This window comes from Tateyamaria sp., from assembly GCF_039940735.1.
Lineage (GTDB): Bacteria > Pseudomonadota > Alphaproteobacteria > Rhodobacterales > Rhodobacteraceae > Tateyamaria.
On the sequence record NZ_JBDVGB010000093.1, the window covers coordinates 26,836 to 43,564 of the forward strand.

A 16,729-nucleotide genomic window follows, 5' to 3' on the forward strand; every position below is an offset into this window, starting at 1 on the left:
ACATCTGATTGATCGGGCTACGCGATATTACGCATCACAGGTTTGCATTTGGAAATTCGACGTTATGTAAGGTATGGACAGGTCGAAAGGACATGCCATGGCTGATCTAAGAACGAACATCACGTCGATTGACCCAATGTGGGAGCAGATCAACGAAGAGGCGAAGCAAGCCGTTGTTGATGAGCCGCTGATAGGTGGCTTTGTCCACGCATGCATTTTGCACCACAAGTCCATCGAAAAGGCATTGTCTTATCGCATCGCGGCCAAGTTGGCTTCGAACGAGATGTCGATGGTGGTGGTCAGAGAAATCGTCGAGGAAGCGTATCAGAAATCGCCAGAGTTGGTGAAGGCGGCGCGTTCAGATTTGGCGGCAGTGTACGAACGTGACCCGGCCTGTCACAGGTTGGTGCAGCCGATCCTTTTTTTCAAAGGATATCAAGCCATTCAGGCGTACCGTGTTGGTCACTTCCTGTGGACTGAGGGGCACGTCGACCTTGCGTATTTCTTTCAGATGCGTGTGTCAGAGATTTTTGGCGTCGATGTTCACCCGGCCGCTGTCATTGGTCAGGGCATCATGATCGATCACGCGCATTCTATTGTGATCGGTGAGACTGCTGTCGTGGGCAACAATGTGTCGATGTTGCATTCTGTGACCCTTGGCGGGACCGGTAAAGAAGAAGAAGACCGTCACCCAAAGATCGGTAATGGTGTTTTGATTGGGGCTGGCGCGAAAGTTTTGGGCAACATTCGGGTCGGCGATTGTAGCCGTATTGCGGCGGGATCGGTTGTGCTTGAAGAGGTTCCGCCTTGCAAAACCGTTGCAGGTATTCCAGCGCGGATCGTGGGCGAGGCGGGATGTGACCAACCGGCTGTGTCGATGAACCACATGTTAGGCAAAGACCAATAAAGACCGTCTTTTAAACTGGTCGATCAAGGTTTGTTGCGTATCGCGTCTCGTTTTAGGCGTCGTTCTTCGCGGCGTTTCGCGCGCAGTTCAATCCGCTTTTTCCGTTCTGCCTTTAGTTGCGCATTTGATTTGCTGCCATGGGTATTTTGCGCGGTAAATTCTCCGGGGAGTACGTTGGGTTTGGCATTCGCATTGGGAGCTGTCACGGAGAGGGCAACGCCCAGAGCAATGCTTGCGGTGATTAAACGGCTACTTTTCATTTTACGCCTCCCTTTGGGTGTGTCTTACTGAATAGGTAGTGCGCCTTGTGTCGATCGTACAGAGAATGGCCACTCACGACGCTTCACGAAACGTATGAATGGGACGGTCAGATATAAAAATGGCCCCGCATTTGCATGCGAGGCCATTATTTAGAATTTACTCAGTTTTTAGGCGAGCATCGCGAGAGGGTTCTCAAGATTGGCGACAATCGCGTTGAGCAATTCAGCACCAAGCGCGCCGTCGATCACACGGTGATCCACAGACAGTGTGACAGACATAACGGTCGCAATGGCGAGTTCACCATCTTTGCCAACCACAGGTTTCTTAGCACCGGCACCAACTGCCAAAATGGCACCATGAGGTGGGTTGATTACGGCGTCGAAGTTGTCGATGCCAAACATGCCGAGATTCGAAATCGCAAAGCTGCCGCCCTGATATTCGTGTGGCGCGAGTTTGCGGTCGCGGGCACGGGTGGCGAGATCTTTCATCTCGGCTGAGAGGGCCGAAAGCGACTTTTGGTGAGAGTCTTGTAGAACCGGTGTGAATAGGCCGCCTTCGATTGCTACAGCAACAGCGACGTCTGAGGGCGTCAGTTTCAAGATGCGGTCACCTGCCCAAACGGCATTGGCATCCGGAACCTGTTGCAACGCGAGTGCGCAGGCTTTGATGATGAAATCGTTGACCGACAACTTAATTTTGCGATCAGCCAATTGGCCGTTCAGCGTACTGCGAAATTCCAACAGCGCGTCGAGCTTGATGTCGCGGCGCAAGTAGAAGTGCGGGACTGTCTGTTTGGCTTCCGTAAGGCGTGCTGCGATAATTTTGCGCATGCCGTCGAGTTTGACTTCTTCGTAGTCGCGGCCTTCGTACATTTTTGCGATGGCATCACTGGATGGGCCTGCAGGTGCCGAAGGTGCGGCGGCCTTGGGTGTATCTGCCGTCGCCGGAGTTGCTTGAGCATTTTCGACGTCGGATTTGATGATCCGGCCATGAGGACCGGAGCCATTGATCGCAGATAAATCCAGACCTTTTTGGGCTGCGATGCGACGCGCGAGAGGTGTTGCAAAGACGCGCGTTCCGTCATTGGATTTCGGTGCTGCCGGAGCAGCAGCCGCAGCGGCGGGTGCGCTTGCCGGAGCAGGTGCTGCTTCTTCCTTGGCTGCAGGTTCTGGCTTAGAGGCAGGCGTTGCGCCGATGTCGCTGGCGCTTTCCCCATCTTCTAACAGCACGGCGATGGCGGCGTTCACTTTGACGCCTTCAGTGCCTTCTTCGACCAGAATTTTGCCGATCGTACCTTCATCTACGGCCTCGAATTCCATCGTGGCCTTGTCGGTTTCAATCTCGCACATCACGTCACCCGACGCGACTGTATCGCCTTCTTTCACCAACCATTTGGCGAGCGTGCCTTCTTCCATCGTGGGCGACAGGGCGGGCATGAGAATTTCTATCGGCATCTCGGGCTCCTCAGCGGTAAGTGACTTGTTTGACAGCGGCGATGACCTCATCGGTGGTCAGCAGCGCGTGTTTTTCAAGGTTGGCGGCGTAGGGCATCGGGACGTCCTTGCCAGTGCAATTGATGACAGGCGCATCAAGGTGGTCAAACGCTTCTTGCATGATGACGGACGTGATGTAGTTGCCGACGGAACCTTGCGGCCACCCTTCTTCGACTGTCACGCAACGGTTTGTTTTCATAACAGAATTCAGAATTGCAGGCGTGTCCATCGGGCGCAGGGTGCGCAGGTCAATCACGTCGCAATTGATACCTTCTTCGGCCAGTTTTTCAGCCGCGGCCAGCGCGTATTGCATGCCGATTCCAAAGGAGACGATCGTACAATCATCGCCTTCACGCCAGATGCGAGCCTTTCCGAACGGAACCGTATAGTCATCCATATCCGGTACGTCGAAAGTACGTCCATAAAGGATTTCATTTTCCAAGAAGATAACTGGGTTCGGGTCGCGGATAGCAGTTTTCATCAGGCCTTTGTAGTCTGACGCCGAATAAGGCATGGCGACTTTGAGACCTGGGATTTGCATATACCACGCTGCATAATCTTGGCTGTGCTGAGCACCGACGCGGGCCGCCGCGCCGTTGGGACCGCGGAACACCATGGGTGCGCCCATTTGGCCACCCGACATATAAAGCGTTTTGGCAGCGGAGTTGATGATGTGGTCAATCGCTTGCATGGCGAAGTTGAATGTCATGAATTCAACGATGGGTTTCAATCCGCCAAAGGCTGCGCCGACACCGATCCCGGCAAAGCCGTGTTCTGTGATTGGTGTATCGATAACGCGTTTTGGTCCGAATTCATCCAACATCCCTTGCGAGATTTTGTACGCGCCTTGATATTCGGCGACTTCTTCGCCCATCAAGAAGACAGTGTCGTCGCTGCGCATTTCTTCGGACATACCATCGCGCAACGCTTCGCGCACGGTTTGTTGTTTCATCGCGGTGCCATCGGGCCAGTCTGGGCTGGTGTCGATCTGTGGTGCGGCGGGCGCTTCTGAGACGGCGGCGGCGGGTGTTGCTGCTTCGGGTGCTGCTTGCGCTGCCGGGGCAGGGGCCGCTTTCACGTCGTCCATGCTTTCGCCGTCTTCCAGCAGAATTGCGATGGCTGTGTTGACTTTGACGCCTTCACTGCCTTCGTCGATCAGGATCTTACCGATGACCCCTTCATCGACGGCTTCGAATTCCATAGTCGCTTTGTCTGTTTCGATTTCGGCCATGATATCGCCGGACGACACTGTGTCGCCTTCCTTGACGAGCCATTTGGCCAATGTGCCTTCTTCCATCGTTGGGGAGAGGGCGGGCATGAGGATTTCGGTTGCCATTTGTATCTCTCCCTTACGCAGTCTGCGAGGCGGTGTCGTCCGCGTAAATATCTGTCCAAAGCTCTTCTAGGGCGGGCTCGGGGCTTTCTTTGGCGAATTCAGCAGAGGCGTTCACGACCTCTTTGATTTCTTTATCGATGGCTTTGAGGTCTTCTTCGGTGGCGTGTTTACCTGTCAGCAAAAGCGAACGAACTTGTTCGATCGGGTCGCGTTCGTCACGCATTTTTTGCACCTCTTCGCGAGTGCGGTACTTGGCCGGATCCGACATCGAGTGGCCGCGATAGCGATAGGTTTTGATTTCCAGAATGTAGGGGCCTTTGCCCGCACGACAGTGTTCCACGGCTTTTGTGCCCGCCGCTTTGACGGCCATCACGTCCATGCCGTCCACTTCTTCGCCCGCAATGCCATAGGCAGCGCCACGTTCCCAGTAGCTAGAGGACTTGGTCGAACGTTTGGTCGATGTCCCCATAGCGTACTGGTTGTTTTCAATGACAAAAACCACTGGCAGCATCCACAGCTCAGCCATGTTGTAGGCCTCATAGACCTGACCTTGGTTCGCTGCGCCATCACCAAAGTAGGTGAATGTTACGTTGTCATTACCCTTGTACATGTCGGAAAAAGCAAGGCCCGCACCCAAGGGCACCTGCGCGGCAACGATGCCGTGGCCGCCATAGAAATGCTTCTCCTTGGAGAACATGTGCATTGAGCCGCCTTTGCCTTTGGAATAACCGCCCTCGCGGCCCGTCAGCTCAGCCATCACTCCGTTGGGGTCCATGCCACATGCAAGCATGTGACCGTGGTCGCGATATGATGTGATGCGTTTGTCGCCGTCTTTGGCCGCGGCTTCTAGGCCAACAACCACCGCTTCTTGCCCGATATACAGGTGGCAAAAGCCGCCAATCAAACCCATGCCATAAAGCTGACCCGCCTTTTCCTCAAAACGGCGTATCAATAGCATGTCACGGTAGTAGCCTTTCAGCTCCTCCGCTGAAACATTCGGTTTTGACTTGGCTTTGCGCGCGGCCATATGGGCACTCCTCGAGACGATATAGTTTAGCGTTAAACTATTATGTACAGGATTCGCGCGGAAGGAGCGAGTGCCAATGTGCTACAATGTAAAATCGGGGCTAACATGTTGTTAACGAAGAGTTTAGCGGATCACGATTTCGTCGCTGCGCAACATGCCCAAAACAGAACGCGTCTGTTCGTCCAACAAATCCAGATCGAGATAGTCATCAGACAAGCGACGCGTCAGGTTCTCCATTTCGGCAACTTGAGCCTGAACGGCTGCAAGGCGGATGCCTAAATCCTTAGCCTCAGCATCGATTTCGGCACGGCGAAACAGGCCATAGTCACCTTGCACAGCAGCGAAGGTGAAATAGATGCCCAAAGCAAAGGCAATTGCAAAAAAGAGGATCGTGCCCAAAGCGGGCCGTGCGGTGCGTTTCATGGATCTGCCTGTAATTGTCGCCTCTTGTGGGCGATCTGCGAGCAGTATGGCACAGGTGATTCGTGCTGTGAATCCTCTTTTTCGTTTATTCTTAGTGTTTTCCCATAATTAGGGCTGTGACCCGCGTCGTCAGCGCACGCGGCGTAATGCGAGGTAGGAACGCAAATGCCTTGTTCATCAAACCCGGAACAATGATCCGTTTGCCGATCAGCGCGCCTTGCCAACCCTGTTTGGCCACGGCGGCTGCGTCCATCGGCTTGGCGACCTTCAACAGGCGCACATTGTGCATATCGGCCTCATTGAAGAAGTTTGTCTGCGTTGCGCCGGGGCATAGCGCGGAAATCGTCACGTTAGAACCGCGCATTTCTTCGGCGACGGCTTCGGACAACGACAAAACATAGGCTTTGGTGGCGTGATACACCGCCATGTTCGGTCCCGGCGTGAAACCAGCAACAGAAGCGACGTTTAAAATATGCCCCTTTTCAAGGGCTTGCATGTGAACAATCGCCAGTTTCATCAGCCGTGTCAGCGCCAGCATGTTCACGTTGATCGAACTTAGTTCACGTTCCCAATTCTGGCCCGTCGCAAAATCCCCGTTCGAGCCAAGCCCTGCATTGTTCACCAATACATCGATCTCACGGCCATCCGTGGCCTCAGCCCACAACCGTTCAACTTCGGTCATGTCCGACAGGTCGGCGGGGATCACCAATGCCTCGCCCCCAAGGGCACGCACCTGTTCAGCGACGGCGTTCAACTTGTCCTTGGACCGCGCAGCAAGGATCACATTGCGTTTTTCCTTGGCGGCGAGAAGGGCGAATTCAACGCCCAACCCTTCGGATGCGCCCGTGATCAGTGTCCAAGTTGCCATGCCATGTGTCCTTAAGTGCGTTGTGCGTTGCCCATTATATTGTGGCGCGTGGCCTGTTTAAAAAGGCACAACGCACAAAGAAGAGCAGATTATTGCATCAAGGCTGCAACGCCGGGCAGTTCCTTGCCCTCCATCCATTCCAAAAACGCACCCCCAGCAGTCGAGATATAGGTGAAATCATCCGCCACGCCTGCTTGGTTAAGGGCGGCAACCGTATCACCACCGCCTGCTACGGTGATCAACTGCCCAGCATTTGTGCGCGCCGCGGCTGCTTTGGCCGCAGCAACAGTGGCTGTGTCAAACGGTGCGATTTCAAATGCACCAAAGGGACCGTTCCAAATCAACGTTTTCAAAACGGCAAACTCGGCTTCGACAGCCTCAATCGCCTCATCGCCTGCATCCAGAACCATCTGATCGCTGGCCAGTTTGGTATGTGCGTTCAGTGCCACCATTTCAGATGCCGCTCCGGCTTTGAACTCCCGTGACACGCGCCCGTCAACAGGCAGCACAATCCGACAGCCAGCCGAGGCCGCCTTGTCCATAATGTCGCGCGCGGTATCGTGCAGATCGGCCTCTTGTAACGAAGCCCCAAGGTCGCCGCCTTGCGCCGCGATAAAGGTGTTGGCCATGCCGCCGCCGATGATCAAAACGTCGATCTTTTCGACAAGGTTCATCAACAAGTCCAGCTTGCTTGACACTTTTGCACCGCCCACAACGGCGCCAACAGGGCGCTTGGGGCTCGATAGGGCCGCTTCCAGTGCGCTCAACTCGGCTTGCATCAAGCGACCGGCACAGGACGGCAGCAGATGCGCGACACCGGCGGTTGACGCATGGGCACGGTGCGCGGCGGAAAACGCATCGTTGCAATATACATCCCCAAGCGTGGCCAGAAATCCTGCCATAGCTGGATCATTGGCTTCCTCCATCGGGGTGAAGCGGGTGTTTTCCACCAAGATAACGGCGTCTTTGGGCTGGGCGTCGATCCATTCGCGGCTTGGGCGTTCAACAAATGTGACGGTGCAACCAAAGGCGGCCTCAAGGGCAGGGACCAGGGGGGCCAGCGACATCTCGGGCACGAATTGACCTTTGGGTCGGCCAAAGTGCGCCAACAAGACCGGGCTGCCACCTTGCTTGCGGATGTCGGCGATGGTTGGGACGATGCGTTCGATTCGGGTGGCATCTGTGACGCGGCCATCTTCCATGGGAACGTTAATGTCGACGCGTGTCAGCACGCGTTTGCCATTCAAATCCATATTATCCAGTGTTTTCCAACCCATCGTCCGCTCCTTCTTCGTTTCATCTGTGTGCCTTGCATCGCGAGAATTGGCGCATTGGTCAATGCGCGACTTGTCCCGGCTTGCGCGTGCGCATAGGTAAGTGCGCAAATGACCAAAGGAAAGGCACTCAAAATGGCCGAGATCAAAGACCCCGAAAACACCATCCTCATGGAACTCAAGGGTGGGACCGTTACCATCGCGCTGTTGCCCGATGTAGCGCCCAAACATGTTGAGCGGATGAAAGAACTGGCGCGTGCCGGCGAATATGACAACGTCGCCTTTCACCGCGTGATTGATGGCTTTATGGCGCAAACGGGCGACGTACAGCACGGCGATATGGAAGACGGCTTTAACATCCGCATGGCTGGCACCGGCGGTTCGGATAAACCTGATGTTCCCGCTGAATTTTCAAAAATCCCGCACGCACGCGGATCCCTTGGTGCGGCGCGTTCGGCCAACCCAGACAGTGCCAACAGCCAGTTCTTCATCAACTTTAAAGACAATGATTTCCTGAACGGTCAGTACACTGTCTACGGTCAAGTCATTGAAGGCATGGATCATGTTGATGCGATCGTAAAGGGCGAGCCACCGGCCGAACCTGACCGCATGATCAGCGTGAAGGTGGCTGCCGATGCGTAAGACACTGACACTTCTGGCGCTGTTGGGCGCGACACCTGCTTTGGCCAGCGGCCTCGACATCACTGTCGAGGGCGAGGCAAACGGCGTGATCTCGATCGAGTTGTTTGACGATGTTGCCCCTCAGCACGTGGCCCGCATCAAACAGTTGGCCGAGACGGGCGAATACAACGGTGTCGCCTTTCACCGCGTGATTGATGGCTTCATGGCGCAAACTGGCGACGTGCAGTTTGGCGACACCACGGATGGCTATAGCGCGACAAGCGCGGGACGGGGGAAATCATCCTTTGATGACCTGCCTGCGGAATTCTCGGACGCGCCTTACAAGCGCGGCGTTGTGGGGATGGCCCGTTCGCAAAGCCCAAACAGCGCCAACAGTCAGTTTTTCATCACCTTCGACGAAGCACCTTTCCTGAACGGTCAGTATACCGTTGTGGGGGAGGTGACGTCTGGGCTTGAAGTGCTGGATGCCATCAAACGGGGCCACCCGCGTTCGGGCGCAGTCGAAGGCACGCCGGATGTGATGTCGTCGGTCACAGTGACTGAATAAGGTCCCAAGGACCAATAGCATACAAAACGGGCGCTGCACTTGAATGTGCAGCGCCCGTTTTTTCATGCCTAAAAGGTGTTTAGACTTATTCTGGTTTCGCAGCAGGTGATGGCTGACCAGCTGGACGCGCAGGCTTGTTGCCAACATTCAAGGGATCGTCCTGACGTTGGACGGAACCTTCAAAATGCGCACCGCTTTCGATCGCGATTGTCTTGTGGATGATGTCGCCTTCGACCCGAGCGGTCGAAGTTAAACGCACTTTCAAACCACGCACGCGGCCAACAATGCGGCCGTTGACGACAACATCATCGGCAATCACTTCGCCTTTGATTGTCGCGCTTTCACCAATGGTCAGCAGGTGGGCGCGGATGTCACCCTCGACTGTGCCTTCAACATTGATGTCGCCAGTTGTCTTCATGTTGCCCGTGATGTGTAGATCAGCCGACAAAAGCGAAGCGGGCGGCTTGGGCTTAGGAGCGCTGGCCTTGAATTCGCTTTGCTTTGGAGCTGCCGCAGGTGTTGCAGACGTCTCGGGGGTTGCTGGCTTTGGTGCATCTGCACTGGGGCCGGGTTCGTTGATTTTGCTCTTAGAAAACATCGTTCGCTGCCTTGATATAGATCATCGGGTTTACGGCTTTACCACCAACGCGCACTTCGTAGTGGAGATGTACGCCAGTCACCCGTCCAGAAGCTCCCATATCACCAATACGATCGCCGCGCGAGACCCTTTGACCAACTTTAACGTTAAGTCGTGACAAGTGGGCATAGCGGGTTTCGATGCCAAACTCGTGTTGTATCTTCACAAGGCGCCCGTAGCCGGACTGCCAGCCCGAATAGGTGACAACACCGTCTGCCGTCGCATAAAGTGGGGTGCCATTGCTGGCGGCAAAGTCGACACCGTTGTGCATGCGGCGTCCACCGGTCTTTGGGTCGCGGCGGAAGCCAAAGGATGATGTAAAGCGGAAGGCTGATTTCACAGGTGACGCAAAAGGCGCTTTTTGGGCTGCGATGCGGTACAAGTTCAACCGATCCATCTGGTTCAACAGACGGTTGGCACGCAAAGCGTCAACGCTTGGTTCTTCGCCACTGGTGGAGAAAGAAAGAGGGGTCAGTGGGCCACCTTGGCCAGAATATCCCCGACGCACCTGTTCGATAATGCGGTCCGTGGGCATGCCCGCGGCGCGGAACATCTTGTCCAAAGGCGCAACAGATACGGTCATTGCTTCTTCCAGTTGGCGGAAGATTTGGTCGTTTTGTTCTTTCATGACTTCGATTTCCGACGCCATGGCATCTGCGGCAAGCAGCGCCACCTCTGCATCTTGGACAACTTGATCACGCTCTGCGGCAGTTTTGGCCAGCGCTTCAGCAACGAAATCCATCGGAGCGTTGGCGCCAGAGGATGCCAACGCAGCAGCGGTGCCGCCAGTTTCTATCTGACCTTCCAATTCGGCCACTTTGCCACGCGCTTCTTCGCGGGCCTGCATGGTGCCACGCAGGGTGGCTTGAATGACTTCGATACCCGTTTCCAATTCGCGGCGACGGGTTTCAGAGGCAAGTAATTCGCTTTGCATCACCGAAATTTGGTCAAGTGCTGCGTTAAATCGGGCTTGCGCAGCGAGCGCTTCTTCGGCCCGCGCATCGCGTTGGCCCGACAAGTCGTTCAAACGCGCTTGGTAGGTGCTTTGATCTCGTTTGGCCTGTTCGCGGAAGTTTCCCGCACCAATACTGTCCATGAGCAAAATGGCTGTGGCGACAATCGCCCATGCCACGACAAACGAACTTCCTGCAAAAGCAGCAAGCTGCGTTGCAGGGCGCAATCGAATAAAGCGCGTATCGTTGTCTGATTTCAGAAAGACCCGACGTTCTGGAAAATAATATTCCAAAAGTCCGTGAATTTTAATGCCGAGGCGTGTTCGCACTGCGCTCGTTCCTTGTCCCGTCCCAATTCTAGCAGGCGCATCCCCCAACGCGTTGCCCTGCCGCTCGTGCATAAGGGTGTGGTCCGCGCGCGGCAAGCCTCATCCCCAACTTGGCAAAATACTGCATCTAAACTGTGACAAATTGGCGGAAATCCGCGCACAAAAACCTTATGGATCAGTCGGCTACAGCCAAAGGCCAATAGAAATCGGGCGGAAGACCGGCGTCGGCGCGCTTCTCTTCGTTGAAGGGTGGTTTGAGAGGGCTGTGGAAGTAACGCTGCACCAATGTGTGAAACGCTTCCTTAGGATCCATCTCGTGACGGCCACACAGAAAGTGAAACCACTTCGATCCATAAGCCACATGAGCGACTTCTTCGGAGTAGATGAGTTCAAGTGCAGCAACGGCCTGATCCGCCTTTGCGTTCTGAAAAATCTTGATCATGCCGGGGGTTACATCCAATCCGCGTGCTTCAAGCACCATTGGCACGACGGCCAACCGGCCCATGAAATCAGTCGCAGTGTCTTCAGCTGCGCGCCACATGCCAGCATGGGCTGGTAAAGCGCCGTAATGGCTGCCAAGTGCTTCAAGACAATCGCACATCAGATTGAAATGTTTAGATTCTTCGTCTGCAGCCTTTACCCAATCATCATAAAAACCCATCGGCATGGGTACGTCGGTAAAGCGTGCAATGATATCCCAATGCAAATCCACCGCATTCAGTTCGATATGTGCAACGGCATGTAGCAACGCGATCCGACCTTCCGGGCTGCCGGGACGGCGGCGTGGCACATCACGCGGGCTTAGCAATTCGGGCTGCGCAGGGCGGGCGGGGTGCATGGGCGGGTCAGCAGGGCCGATCTCAGGGAGCGCGCCATCCGCTCGCGCCGCTTTCCATTCTGCCGCCAGTTTGCGCGACAATGCAGTTTTTTCGCGCCCATCAGCGGTGCGCAATACAGCCTCGGCCATTTGCGCAAGGGGCAGCATCACAACGCCTGCACCGCAGCCAAAACCGCATCGACGTGGCCATCCACTTTGACCTTGGGCCAGGCCATCGCCACTTCGCCATTTGCGTCAATAAGATACGTTGTGCGTTCAATTCCCATGAATTTTTTGCCGTACATGTTCTTTTCTTTCCAAACACCATAATCCTCGCAGACCGTGCCATGCTCGTCCGACAACAACGGCACGCTCAGGTCTTTTTTGGTGGCGAACTTTACGTGGCTTGCCACTGAATCTTTGGAGACACCGAACACATGCGCACCCGCAGCCCGAAACGCATCAAGATGCGCCGAAAAAGCGATGGATTCCGTGGTGCAACCGGGCGTGTCATCGCGTGGATAAAAGAACAATACAACCGGTCCCGCTTTCAACGCGGACAAGGTCACATTACTGCCATCTCCCGCGGGTAAGGTGAAATCAGGGGCTGGTGTGGCTATATCAAGCATGAAAAATCGCCTTTTTGATCACGGTTAAGAAAGATGTGATTGGCATGATAGGTCGCAGCAGACAAGAATAAAGAGATGAGCAACGTAGAACCGACACTTTCAGCACCAAGCAAAGTGCGCGCGACCCTTCGAGTTTTGGGTCGTGGGATCAGTGTGTTCATCACGTTGATCCTGACAGCTCTGCTGGGGCTTGCGATCTATGTCGGTATCGGGCGGCCGGTGTCGGTACCAGATTGGCTACGCACCGAAGTCGAGGTGCGCGCCGCCGAAGCCTTGGGTGCGGCGACTGTGCAATTCGACAAGCTAGATGTCGTTATGGCCGAAGGCCAGACTCCAAGCGTGCGAATGACGGATGTGCGGCTCTACGCTGATACTGGCGCCGAAATTGCCGCGTTTGGAATGTTGCGGGCGGGTGTGTCGTTGCCTCAATTGTTGAAGGGCGAAGTTCGGGTCAGTCAAATCAACCTTGATGGTATCTTTGCCAAACTATTGCGCGATCAGGATGGTTCATTTTCGCTGTCTGGCGGCGTCGATTTCTCCGCGCCCTCGCAGCGGGCAGATTCATTTGCGCAACTGATCGAACGCATCGATGCGGTGTTCGAACGCCCGGCTCTGGCCAGCTTGCAGGATGTGGATATCCAATCCCTGAACCTGCGCGTTGAGGATCGGCGTTCAGACCGGGTTTGGACAATTGATGGCGGGCGGGTGCATCTGACACGCGTGGATGATGCCCTTGGCATCACGGCTGATGTTGCTTTGTTAAGCGGCGGGCAGGGGGTTGCCACGCTTCAAGCCAGTTACGACAGCAACATTGGGTCTCCGGCCGCGACGTTTGGCGTGATCGTCGATGATGTCGCCGCGGGCGATATTGCCACTTTGGCCCCACCTTTCGCATGGCTTGAAGTGCTGCGCGCACCCATTTCAGGGGCGTTGCGCGGCGGCGTGCACGAGGACGGCAGTGTTGCGCCGCTCAATGCCACCCTCAGCATCGGCCAAGGGGTGATCCAACCCAATGATGCCACGCGTCCTGTGCCGTTCAACAGTGCCAGCAGCTATTTCACCTATGATCCAAAGCAGCGGGTGCTGACCTTTGATGAGCTGTCCGTTGACAGCGCGTGGGTCAAAGGCCGGCTCGAAGGTCAAACGGTGATTGGCGTGGGCGCGGATGGGCGGCTTGAGGACATCGTCGGTCAGTTCAGCTTAAATGGGCTCAGTGCCAATCCCGATGGTTTCTACCCTGAACCGGTCAGCCTTGATGCCGCTGAAATGGATTTTCGCATGGCGCTCAATCCGTTCCGACTGGATGTGGGGCAAGCTTTGCTGCGCGACCAAGGGCAGCTGTTTCAAGTTCGCGGTATGCTCGAAGCCGCACCCGAAGGCTGGACCTATTCTGTGGACGGTCGCCTTGATGGAATGTCGCCGGAACGCTTGATGGAACTTTGGCCCGTGCGGTTGGTGTCTAAAACACGCAAGTGGATTTCAGAAAACGTAGTGGCGGGCCGCTTGCACGATGTTGATTTGGTGTTGCGGGGGCAGCCTAACGCGCGGCCGACCGTCTATGTCGGCTTTGGCTTTGAAGACGCCGAAGTGCGTTACGTCAAAACACTGCCCAACATCACAGGGGCAAGCGGCACGGCCAGCCTTCTCGACAACCGCTTTGTGGCGTTCATCAATGACGGCATCGTCACAGCCGCAGAGGGGGGACAGGTCACCGTAGCGGGTTCGTCTTTTGCCATTCCAGATGTCACAATCAAAGGCGGCGTGCCTGCCGTTGTGCGTCTCGAAACACAAAGCTCGATCACGGCTGGTTTATCGATCCTCAATCAACCGCCGCTCACGGTGATGGATAAGGCAAACCTTGCCCCCAACTTGGCCGATGGCCGCCTAAGCGTGTCGGGCACGCTGTCTTTGCCTTTGCGTCGGGGACTGAAACTTACTGATCTGGTCTTTGACGCGACGGGCATTGCGCGCGACGTTGTCAGCACGACCTTGCTGACAGGGCGCAGGCTGACAGCAAGCGCGCTGAACGTGACGGCGACCAATGAACAAGTGCGCGTGGGTGGCCCGGGCACGTTGGATGGCGTGCCGTTTGATGCCACATGGACGCAAGTCATCGGGCAAGGGCCGCAACCAAGTCGCGTGGCAGGCAAAATCGAATTGTCCGAGCGCACGATTGATGCGTTCCGCATTGGTTTGCCTGCGGGCATGGTGCGTGGGCAGGGCAGCGGTGAATTTGTGGTTGGCCTACCGTTGGGGGGGGCTGCGCCCACGTTTACGCTGGATACAAATCTGCGCGGTTTGCGTCTGTCTTCGCCGCCATTGGGGTGGAACAAGGGCGCAAACCAAACGGGCACCTTGTCGATTGCGGGCCGTTTGGGCGCGCGTCCCAGCGTGGAGCGGTTGAATATCGATGCGGCCGGTTTGCGCGCGACTGGCTCTGTTACGCTGACGCCTGGCGGCGGGCTTGAACGGGCGCGGTTTGATCGTGTGCGCGTTGGGCAATGGCTTGATGCGCCGGTGGATTTGATTGGGCGCGGCGCAAATAGGGCACCGCGCGTCGATGTGCGCGGCGGGTCTTTGGATTTGCGGCGGGCCGATTTTGGCGGCTCAAGTTCCGGCAATGGCCGCGCGCAAGGCGGCGGTCCATTGTCGCTGGCGTTGGATCGCTTGCAGGTCACCGATGCGATTGCACTGACCGGCATGAGCGGGCAGTTTAACCTTGCTCGCGGCTTAGAAGGCGATTTCACGGCAAAAATCAACGACGGAGCAGACATCAAAGGGCAAATGTTGCCGCAAGATGGGCGCAGCGCCATCCGTGTGACAGCACAGGATGCGGGCCGCGTCGCGGCCTCTGCGGGGATCCTGAAACAGGCGCGGGGTGGCGCATTGTCGTTGACGCTTCGGCCTGTGGGCTCGGCCAGTTTTGACGGCACATTGACCATCGATGATACCCGCATTCAGGACGCACCTGCCATTGCGGCACTACTAAATGCCTTAAGCATCGTTGGCCTATTGGAACAGTTGGACGGTGCAGGGATACATTTTCAGCAAGTCGAAGCCGCCTTTCGTTTGACGCCCTCGACGATGACATTGACGCAAGCCAGCGCGGTTGGGCCGTCTATGGGGCTGTCGATGTTCGGAACCTATGATGTTACGCGTTCGATTTTAGACATGAAGGGGGTGATTTCACCTCTGTTTCTTGTCAATGGTATCGGCAGCATTTTTACCCGCAAGGGAGAGGGGCTGATCGGTTTTAACTACAGCCTCAGTGGTGCTGCCTCTAATCCACGGGTGCAAGTGAACCCGTTGTCCGCACTTACACCGGGACTGTTTCGCGAACTTTTCCGCCGTCCGCCGCCGAAAGCTCCGAAAGTCGAAGGCGTGCTGCCATCCGCACCAAATTCCGTAAGCAAAAGTTTTGCTGCCACAGAACGGCAGGAAACGAATTCAGAGCGGCGGCGGCGCGAACAACAGGAAGCGGTTGATCGCCGCTAAGACCTTGGATACGTGGCGGGCATGAAACTCAGTGACTTTGATTTTGAACTTCCCGAAAACCTGATCGCGACGCGCCCCGCCGTGCCGCGATCGTCTGCGCGCCTGCTTGTTGCCGATGGCGACACGATCCATGACCAGCGCGTGACTGATTTGGTGAACTGGCTGCGCCCCGGCGATTTGTTGGTGCTCAATGACACAAAGGTCATCCCGGCGCGCCTTTTTGGCACGCGGGCGCGGACGTCGGCCCAAGGCGACACCACGGCAAAGATCGAAGTCACCCTGTTGGAACCGCGCGCAGACGGCACATGGTCTGCATTGGTGAAGCCGCTGAAGAAAGTAAAGCAAGGCGAGGTCGTGCAGTTTTCTGATGCGCTTTCTGCCACCTTGGAAGGGACCAGCGACGGACAAGGCCACCTGTTGTTTAACCTCGTAGGGGACGACTTTGACGCAGCACTTGCACAGGCGGGAGCGATGCCTTTGCCGCCCTATATTGCCGCCAAACGCGCGGCGGATGCGCAAGATAAGGTGGATTACCAAACCATCTGGGCTGCCAAAAGCGGCGCTGTTGCCGCTCCGACCGCGTCTTTGCATTTTGACGATGCATTGATCGACGCGCTGACGGCGCGCGGTGTTCTGACCACGCATGTGACGTTGCATGTGGGGGCCGGAACCTTCCTGCCCGTCAAGGTCGACGACGTCACCACCCATAAAATGCATGCAGAATGGGGACAGGTTAGCGCGGCGGCCGCCGCCGACATCGCAGCTGCCAAAGCACGCAAAGCCCGCGTGATTCCGGTCGGCACGACTGCGCTTCGACTTATCGAGACCATGGCGCGGGACGTTGGGATCGCGCCTTGGGAAGGCGAAACAGATATTTTCATTTACCCCGGATTTACCTTTGGTGTGACAGATGGGCTGATGACCAATTTTCACTTGCCCAAGTCGACGCTGATGATGCTGGTTTCTGCTTTGGTGGGACAGGACCGCGTGCGGCGAATTTATGATCATGCGGTTGGCACCGGATACCGCTTTTTTTCCTATGGGGATGCTTCTTTACTGTTGCCGTGAACTAGCAAGACAAAACCGACACG

The 16,729-nt window shown here is 56.0% G+C and carries 16 protein-coding genes; 5 read left to right on the forward strand and 11 right to left on the reverse strand.

What is annotated here, in order from left to right:
* The first annotated feature begins 97 nt into the window (after window positions 1-97).
* The gene (gene cysE, locus ABJF76_RS19720; protein ID WP_413820683.1) at window positions 98-907 is read left to right on the forward strand and encodes a serine O-acetyltransferase; all 810 of its coding nucleotides are present in this window, start codon (window positions 98-100) and stop codon (window positions 905-907) included.
* 23 nt (window positions 908-930) lie between these two features.
* Here cysE and ABJF76_RS19725 read toward each other — a convergent pair whose 3' ends face one another.
* The 7 genes from ABJF76_RS19725 to ABJF76_RS19755 form a co-directional block, all read right to left on the reverse strand.
* Window positions 931-1,167: a hypothetical protein gene (locus ABJF76_RS19725; RefSeq protein WP_413820682.1), complete on the reverse strand. Its 237-nt coding sequence runs from the start codon at window positions 1,165-1,167 to the stop codon at window positions 931-933.
* A gap of 168 nt (window positions 1,168-1,335) precedes the next feature.
* A complete protein-coding gene (locus ABJF76_RS19730; protein WP_413820681.1) occupies window positions 1,336-2,622 on the reverse strand; it encodes a pyruvate dehydrogenase complex dihydrolipoamide acetyltransferase in 1,287 nt (428 codons plus the stop codon).
* 10 nt (window positions 2,623-2,632) lie between these two features.
* The gene (locus ABJF76_RS19735; protein ID WP_413820680.1) at window positions 2,633-3,997 is read right to left on the reverse strand and encodes a pyruvate dehydrogenase complex E1 component subunit beta; all 1,365 of its coding nucleotides are present in this window, start codon (window positions 3,995-3,997) and stop codon (window positions 2,633-2,635) included.
* A 13-nt stretch (window positions 3,998-4,010) separates the two neighbouring features.
* Entirely contained in the window at window positions 4,011-5,024 is a 1,014-nt protein-coding gene (pdhA, locus tag ABJF76_RS19740; RefSeq protein WP_413820679.1) for a pyruvate dehydrogenase (acetyl-transferring) E1 component subunit alpha, read from the reverse strand.
* A gap of 123 nt (window positions 5,025-5,147) precedes the next feature.
* Window positions 5,148-5,447 (reverse strand): FtsB family cell division protein, encoded by a 300-nt coding sequence (locus ABJF76_RS19745; RefSeq protein WP_413820678.1) that lies wholly within the window; start codon window positions 5,445-5,447, stop codon window positions 5,148-5,150.
* A 91-nt stretch (window positions 5,448-5,538) separates the two neighbouring features.
* A complete protein-coding gene (locus tag ABJF76_RS19750; protein ID WP_413820677.1) occupies window positions 5,539-6,315 on the reverse strand; it encodes an SDR family NAD(P)-dependent oxidoreductase in 777 nt (258 codons plus the stop codon).
* Window positions 6,316-6,404: 89 nt separating this feature from the next.
* On the reverse strand, window positions 6,405-7,592 hold the full coding sequence (locus ABJF76_RS19755; RefSeq protein ID WP_413820676.1) for a phosphoglycerate kinase: 1,188 nt from the start codon (window positions 7,590-7,592) through the stop codon (window positions 6,405-6,407).
* A 132-nt stretch (window positions 7,593-7,724) separates the two neighbouring features.
* Here ABJF76_RS19755 and ABJF76_RS19760 point away from each other — a divergent pair, with 132 nt between their 5' ends.
* A complete protein-coding gene (locus tag ABJF76_RS19760; RefSeq protein ID WP_413820760.1) occupies window positions 7,725-8,231 on the forward strand; it encodes a peptidylprolyl isomerase in 507 nt (168 codons plus the stop codon).
* On the forward strand, window positions 8,224-8,778 hold the full coding sequence (locus ABJF76_RS19765) for a peptidylprolyl isomerase (protein WP_413820675.1): 555 nt from the start codon (window positions 8,224-8,226) through the stop codon (window positions 8,776-8,778). The genes ABJF76_RS19760 and ABJF76_RS19765 overlap by 8 nt, the downstream gene beginning before the upstream one ends.
* An 85-nt stretch (window positions 8,779-8,863) precedes the next feature.
* On the opposite strand, the gene ABJF76_RS19770 is transcribed toward ABJF76_RS19765, so the two are convergent.
* The 4 genes from ABJF76_RS19770 to ABJF76_RS19785 all read right to left on the reverse strand — a co-directional run bounded on the left by ABJF76_RS19770 (window position 8,864) and on the right by ABJF76_RS19785 (window position 12,143).
* On the reverse strand, window positions 8,864-9,376 hold the full coding sequence (locus ABJF76_RS19770; protein ID WP_413820674.1) for a bactofilin family protein: 513 nt from the start codon (window positions 9,374-9,376) through the stop codon (window positions 8,864-8,866).
* Complete coding sequence (locus ABJF76_RS19775; RefSeq protein WP_413820673.1) at window positions 9,366-10,697, reverse strand: DUF5930 domain-containing protein; 1,332 nt, start codon at window positions 10,695-10,697, stop codon at window positions 9,366-9,368. The genes ABJF76_RS19770 and ABJF76_RS19775 overlap by 11 nt, the downstream gene beginning before the upstream one ends.
* Before the next feature lie 175 nt (window positions 10,698-10,872).
* Window positions 10,873-11,682, reverse strand: a complete 810-nt coding sequence (locus ABJF76_RS19780) for a ferritin-like domain-containing protein (RefSeq protein ID WP_413820672.1) — start codon at window positions 11,680-11,682, stop codon at window positions 10,873-10,875.
* A complete protein-coding gene (locus ABJF76_RS19785) occupies window positions 11,682-12,143 on the reverse strand; it encodes a peroxiredoxin (protein ID WP_413820671.1) in 462 nt (153 codons plus the stop codon). The genes ABJF76_RS19780 and ABJF76_RS19785 overlap by 1 nt, the downstream gene beginning before the upstream one ends.
* Window positions 12,144-12,218: 75 nt before the next feature.
* Between ABJF76_RS19785 and ABJF76_RS19790 the strand changes: the two genes are divergently transcribed.
* Together ABJF76_RS19790 and queA are read left to right on the forward strand one after the other, a co-directional pair.
* Window positions 12,219-15,638, forward strand: coding sequence for a DUF3971 domain-containing protein (locus tag ABJF76_RS19790; RefSeq protein ID WP_413820670.1), 3,420 nt, complete (start codon window positions 12,219-12,221; stop codon window positions 15,636-15,638).
* Window positions 15,639-15,659: 21 nt separating this feature from the next.
* On the forward strand, window positions 15,660-16,706 hold the full coding sequence (queA, locus tag ABJF76_RS19795; protein WP_413820669.1) for a tRNA preQ1(34) S-adenosylmethionine ribosyltransferase-isomerase QueA: 1,047 nt from the start codon (window positions 15,660-15,662) through the stop codon (window positions 16,704-16,706).
* Window positions 16,707-16,729: the final 23 nt, after the last annotated feature.